Source organism: Thermovenabulum sp. (genome assembly GCF_049701175.1).
In the GTDB taxonomy this organism is placed as follows: Bacteria; Bacillota; Thermosediminibacteria; order Thermosediminibacterales; family Thermosediminibacteraceae; genus Thermovenabulum.
Genome location: NZ_JBNATW010000053.1, coordinates 1 through 5,985 on the forward strand (window position 1 = coordinate 1; position 5,985 = coordinate 5,985).

At 35.4% G+C, this 5,985-nt stretch carries 4 protein-coding genes and 1 pseudogene; all 5 read left to right on the forward strand.

Annotated elements, in window-relative coordinates; all coding sequences use genetic code 11:
- Window positions 1-573: pseudogene (locus ACPLVF_RS11850) on the forward strand (IS200/IS605 family accessory protein TnpB-related protein); the annotation flags it as partial.
- 155 nt (window positions 574-728) lie between these two features.
- Window positions 729-2,189: a UDP-N-acetylmuramoyl-L-alanyl-D-glutamate--2,6-diaminopimelate ligase gene (locus tag ACPLVF_RS11855; RefSeq protein WP_424908032.1), complete on the forward strand. Its 1,461-nt coding sequence runs from the start codon at window positions 729-731 to the stop codon at window positions 2,187-2,189.
- A gap of 1 nt (window position 2,190) precedes the next feature.
- A complete protein-coding gene (locus ACPLVF_RS11860; RefSeq protein WP_424908033.1) occupies window positions 2,191-3,585 on the forward strand; it encodes a UDP-N-acetylmuramoyl-tripeptide--D-alanyl-D-alanine ligase in 1,395 nt (464 codons plus the stop codon).
- A gap of 1 nt (window position 3,586) precedes the next feature.
- Window positions 3,587-4,552, forward strand: coding sequence for a phospho-N-acetylmuramoyl-pentapeptide-transferase (gene mraY / locus ACPLVF_RS11865; protein WP_424908034.1), 966 nt, complete (start codon window positions 3,587-3,589; stop codon window positions 4,550-4,552).
- A 17-nt stretch (window positions 4,553-4,569) separates the two neighbouring features.
- Complete coding sequence (murD, locus tag ACPLVF_RS11870; protein WP_424908035.1) at window positions 4,570-5,964, forward strand: UDP-N-acetylmuramoyl-L-alanine--D-glutamate ligase; 1,395 nt, start codon at window positions 4,570-4,572, stop codon at window positions 5,962-5,964.
- Window positions 5,965-5,985 lie beyond the last annotated feature (21 nt).

Genomic DNA, 5,985 nt, shown 5'->3' on the forward strand with positions numbered 1-5,985 from the left:
GTTGAGATATGGTGAAATTCCGACGCCCGAACTTGAAAGTGGGAGTTCAAACAAGGGAGAGTATTTCAGATGGCAGTGCGCTCACAAAATAGTAGAGATAGCAGAAGAAAGACAAAAAGCTATTGTGATTGAGAGATTGGATATAAGGGACAAAGGGAGCAGTATATGGTAAGCAAGGACATAGCAGCTGCATACGTAATAGCAAGAAGAGGGCTTGGATTAAAAGAGCAAATTCCCGAAGGGTATATGGCAATTCTAAAAGATTTAGATGCTGACGAATTGGAGGAATTAAAAGAGCACGTAAAGAGAACGGTTAAGAACAAACAACTAAAGAAAAGGCAACTAAAGGAGATAGACAGAGCGATAAAACTGATAAAAAGCCTTGGGAGTGAGCCAGGGAAGGCACTAATACCTCTGGGTGGAACAAGTATTAGTGCCTATAGCACAAGCTATAATCTCTGGCGAGTTCTCAAGGTAGCGGTGGTAACGCCACTCTCCCCTGAGAGGGTATTAAGGGACGTCTCTGTCCTGAAGGGAGTATTACATTCAGGGCAAGTGGGGAGACCCGGTTAAGGGCGCGAGTTCCTGCTTCTTGGGGCAGGGGCTATGGGAGTGCTTAAATACCGCCTGCTGGGAATGAGCACTCTCTGAAAGGGCGGACTATAAATAGCCCAGCCTTCTAAACTGGGAAGTTTGTCACAGTTTAGATGACCAGGAATTATTTCTCTATGTTAGTAGGTCGTGAATTGATAAATATTTTGAAAGATATAAAAAGTGTAAGAGGGAATCAAAATGTTATAATAGAAGATGTGCAATATGATTCAAGAAAGGTAAGAAAAAATAGCCTTTTTGTGGCTATAACAGGTTTTAAAGATGACGGCCATAAATATTTAAACGATGCCATTGAAAAAGGCTCTTCTGCGGTAGTTGTTGAAAAGGAAGTTGATGTTAAAAATAATGACATTTTATATATTCTTGTAGAAAATTCAAGGAAAGCCCTTTCCACTATTTCGGATTATTTTTACAAAAGCCCATCAAAAAAAATGAAAATAGTAGGTGTTACCGGGACAAATGGCAAGACAACAACTACTTATCTTGTAAAATCGATTTTAGAACACTCGGGATTATCAGCAGGTGTGATAGGAACCCTTGGCATATACATAAATGGGGAATTATTTCCATCTGAAAGAACTACTCCTGAGTCGTTAGAACTTCATAAAACCTTTTACGAAATGCAAAGACGGGGTATTAACTTTGTTAGCATGGAAGTATCATCTCATTCTTTAAAACTGTCAAGGGTAGACGATGTGGCTTTTGAAGTAGGTGTTTTTACAAATCTTACTCAGGATCATTTAGATTTCCATGCAGATTTTGAAGATTATTATTGTTCAAAAAGAAAACTTTTTGACCTTTCTAAAAAAGCCGCTATCAATATAGATGATTTGCACGGTAAGAGGTTAATTAAAGAAATAAAAATCCCTTATGTTTCTTACGCCATAGAGAATAATGCTGATATTAAAGCTGAAGATGTAAATATATCAGAAGATGGGGTCAGTTATAATATAATTTACAATGGCCAAAAAATTAAAGTTAATTATCAGGTGCCTGGGAAATTTAGTGTATACAACTCCCTTGCAGCAATTTCAGCAGCTCTGCTTTTGGGTATAGATTTAAAAACTTCGGTAGAGGCCATCGGAAAGGTTAAGGGAGTGCCTGGTAGGTTTGAACCGATAAAAGAAGGTCAGGATTTTAGTGTTATTGTTGATTACGCTCATACGCCCGATGGTCTTGAAAATGTACTGAATACCATAAAAACCTTTGCAAAAGGTCGTATTATAACCGTTTTTGGTGCTGGAGGAGATCGTGATCGCGCAAAAAGGCCTAAAATGGGGAAAATTGTCTCAGAACTTTCGGATTATTTTATTATAACTTCGGATAATCCAAGAAGCGAGGATCCCGAAAAAATAATAGAGGATATTGAAGAAGGAGTAATAAAAACTAAACCTTATGAAAAGATTGTAGATAGAAGGCAAGCCATAAAAAAGGCTATAGAGATGGCAGAAAAAAATGATGTTGTTCTTATTGCAGGAAAAGGGCATGAGAATTACCAGATAATAAAAGACAGAGTTATTCCCTTTGACGATAGAGAGGTTGCAAGAGAATTTTTAAAAATGAGAGGAGATAAATGAGGTGAAACCTTTAAAAATAGAAGATATAATTAAAGCAGTAAAGGGGAAGACTTTAAAAGATTATTCCTTCGAGGTTTATGGGGTTTCTACGGATAGCCGGACAATAAGTAGGGGGGAACTCTTCATACCTATTAAGGGAGAGAATTTTGACGGCCACGATTTTATTCAAGATGCTTTTGAAAAAGGTGCTATTGCAAGTTTCTGTGAAGAAGAATGCATCAATAAAGTTAATAACCTCGTAGAAGAAAATTTTCCGATAATTTTTGTCAAAAACAGCAAAAATGCTCTTCTTGATCTTGCAGGGTATTACAGGAATTTATTTTCTATACCCTTTGTCGCAATTACCGGAAGTGTGGGTAAAACTACAACGAAAGAACTTACCGCTTCTGTTCTTTCAACTGAGTATAATGTTTTAAAAAATGAAGGAAATTTTAATAATGAAATAGGCCTTCCTTTAACGCTTTTTAATTTGGATGATTATTATAACTTTGGCGTTGTAGAAATGGGTATGAGCGGTTTTGGTGAGATAAGAAGGATGTCTTCAATAGTAAAACCTGAAATTGCGGTTATTACTAATATAGGGGTATCTCACATTGAAAAATTAGGTTCAAAGGAAAACATAGCTAAAGCAAAGTTGGAGGTTGTTGAATTTTTAAGAGATGATGGCATACTGATTTTGAATGCGGATAGCCCCGAATTATTAGCTAAAAGAGGGAAATTTAATAAAAAGGTTTTTTATTTTGGCTTGAATCAAGGAGATATTAGGGTTAAAAATGCCCTTTTTATAGAAAATGAAGGAATGGAGTTTGAAATTGAAGGGATTTTTGGCAGTAGTAGATTTAAAATACCTCTTTTTGGCTTACACAATGTTTACAATGCATTAGCAGCTATAACTGTAGGTTTTACAGTGGGTCTTGATAAGGAAAAAATTCAGCAAGGCCTTCTGAATGTTTCAAAAGCTAAGAGGCGTCTTGAGTTTAAAAAAACATTTACAGGTAAAATTATTATAGATGATTGTTATAATGCCAGTCCTGATTCCATGAAAGCTGCACTGGAGGTATTATACAATTATGGTATGAACAAAAGAAAAGCAGCTATTTTAGGAGATATGTTAGAACTTGGAGAAATATCAGCAGATGCCCACTTTGAAGTGGGGGTTTTTGCAGCGAAAAGGGTTGATAAGCTGATTGCAATAGGAGAAAGGGCAAAGGATATTACAAAAGGGGCATTAAAAGGCGGATTACAAAAGGAGGATGTCCATTATTTCAGCAGTAAAAACAGTATAAATGAAGAAGAACTTTTCACGTTAATAAGGGATATAGATATAGTGCTTGTTAAGGCGTCAAGAGCAATGAAATTTGAAGACATTGTCAATATGTTGTTCAGGAGGTTTTAAAATGATTTATCTTTTTTTTGCTGCAGCAACCGCTTTTATGTTCGTGGCAATTGCAGGTAATTTTGTAATACCTCTATTATCCTATTTAAAATTTGGTCAAACGGTAAGGCAGGATGGTCCCAAAAGACATTTAAAAAAAATGGGCACCCCTACAATGGGTGGGATAATGATAATCCCTGCTATAATTATCACAGCAGTAATATTTTCAGGTATTAATAAAGCTTCGAATTTAGCCGTGATCGCTGCAACAGGTTTTGGATTAGTAGGATTCTTAGATGACTATATAAAAGTCGTAAAAAAAAGGTCATTAGGATTGAGAGCCAGCCAAAAAATTTTAATGCAGTTAGCACTTGCTATAATACTTACATTATATGCTTATATGATATATCCGGGAGATTCGCAAGTTTATATTCCATTTTTCGAAAAAGCTGTAGATTTAGGGTTATTTTACATGCCCTTTAATGTATTTATTATTTTGGGTGTAGTAAATAGTGTTAATCTAACCGATGGATTAGACGGCTTGGTTTCGGGCATTATGCTGATTATTAGCTTTTTTTACACTTTAATCGGATTATTTTTCGGTTTTCATGAAATCTTGTTTTTTTCAGCAGCTATTAGTGGAGCAACCTTAGGGTTTTTGCTTTATAATCATTATCCAGCAAAGGTTTTTATGGGTGATACAGGTTCCTTGGGTTTAGGAGGAGCATTAGCTTTTTTAGCACTCTCTACAAAAACTCAATTTTATCTTTTATTTTTCGGTTTTATTTTGGTTGTAGAGACTTTATCGGTAATTATTCAGGTTCTTTATTTTAGGGCAACGGGCAAAAGAATATTTAAAATGGCTCCTCTCCACCACCACTTTGAGCTATGTGGCCTTAGTGAAGTAAAAGTTGTTTTATTGTTTTGGATTATAGCTTTAATTTCCTGCTTTATTGGGTATTATATATTTAACCTGTCGTTTTCGTAACTTGGGGGGATATTTTCATGGATGTAAAAGGGAAGAGGGTTTTAATTGTAGGCCTTGCAAGAAGCGGCACTGCGGCGTGTGAAGAGCTTGTAAAGTTGGGAGCAAAGGTTACCGTAACGGATATTAAAAAAGAAGATGAATTAAAAGATGCTATCAAAAAATTAGAGGGCAAAGATGTAAAATTCGTGTTGGGCAATCATCCATTAAGCCTTCTTGAAGATGTAGATTTAATTGTCACAAGCCCTGGAGTTCCTATGGATATTGAACTTTTAGAAAAAGCACGGGAAAAACGAGTACCAATAATTAGCGAATTGGAATTAGGTTTCTGGTTCAATAAGGCTCCAATAATAGCTGTGACGGGAACTAACGGTAAAACTACTACTACAACGCTAATAGGAGAGATATTAAAAAATGACGGAAAAAATATTTCTGTTGCGGGCAATATCGGAATTCCTTTTATTCAAGAAGCAGATAGAATAGGAGTGAAAGATTATATCGTTTTGGAAGTTAGCAGCTTTCAGCTGGAAAATATAATAAATTTTAAACCCAAAATTGCTGTAATTTTAAATATAACTGAAGACCATATTAATTATCACAAAACCTTTGAAAATTATATAAAAGCAAAATCAAGAATCTTTGAGAACCAAACCGAAGAAGATTATTTAATTTTAAATTACGATGATCCAATAGTATTTTCATTATCAAAATTCGCAAGAAGCAAGATTGTATATTTTAGTAGGAAGACTGAATTAAATCAAGGGGTTTTTGTTAAAAATGGTGTGATAGTTATTAAAGAGCACGATAAAATTTTACCTATTTTAAAAGCAAAAGAAGTAGGGATAAAGGGATTACATAATTTAGAAAATGCTCTGGCTTCAGTTGCGGCTTGCTGGGCGGCAGGAACGAATTTGAATGCTATGGCTGAAACTTTAAAAGACTTCAAAGGAGTAGAACATCGATTAGAATATGTGGATACTGTAGATGGGGTAAAGTTTATAAACGATTCAAAGGGAACCAATCCGGATGCTGCAATAAAAGCATTGGAAGCTATTGATGATCCAATTATTCTTATTGCAGGCGGTTATGACAAAAATGCGGATTTTAAACCCTTCGTTAGGGCATTTTTTGGCAGGGTAAAAAAGGTAATATTAATAGGGCAAACTGCGGATAAGATAGAAAGAACTGCAAAAGAAGAAGGGTTTTACCAAGTAGAAAAAGCTTCTTCAATGCAAGAAGCTGTAATTAAAGCCAAAAATTCAGCAATAGCGGGTGACACAGTATTGCTTTCTCCAGCATGTGCCAGTTGGGATATGTTTAAAAATTTTGAGGAAAGGGGAAAGGTTTTCAAAGAAGCTGTATATTCATTAAAAGAAAAAATGGTAGCGTCAAACAAAAATATGAAGATTCCCTAAAAATTGGTAATCACAGGTAGT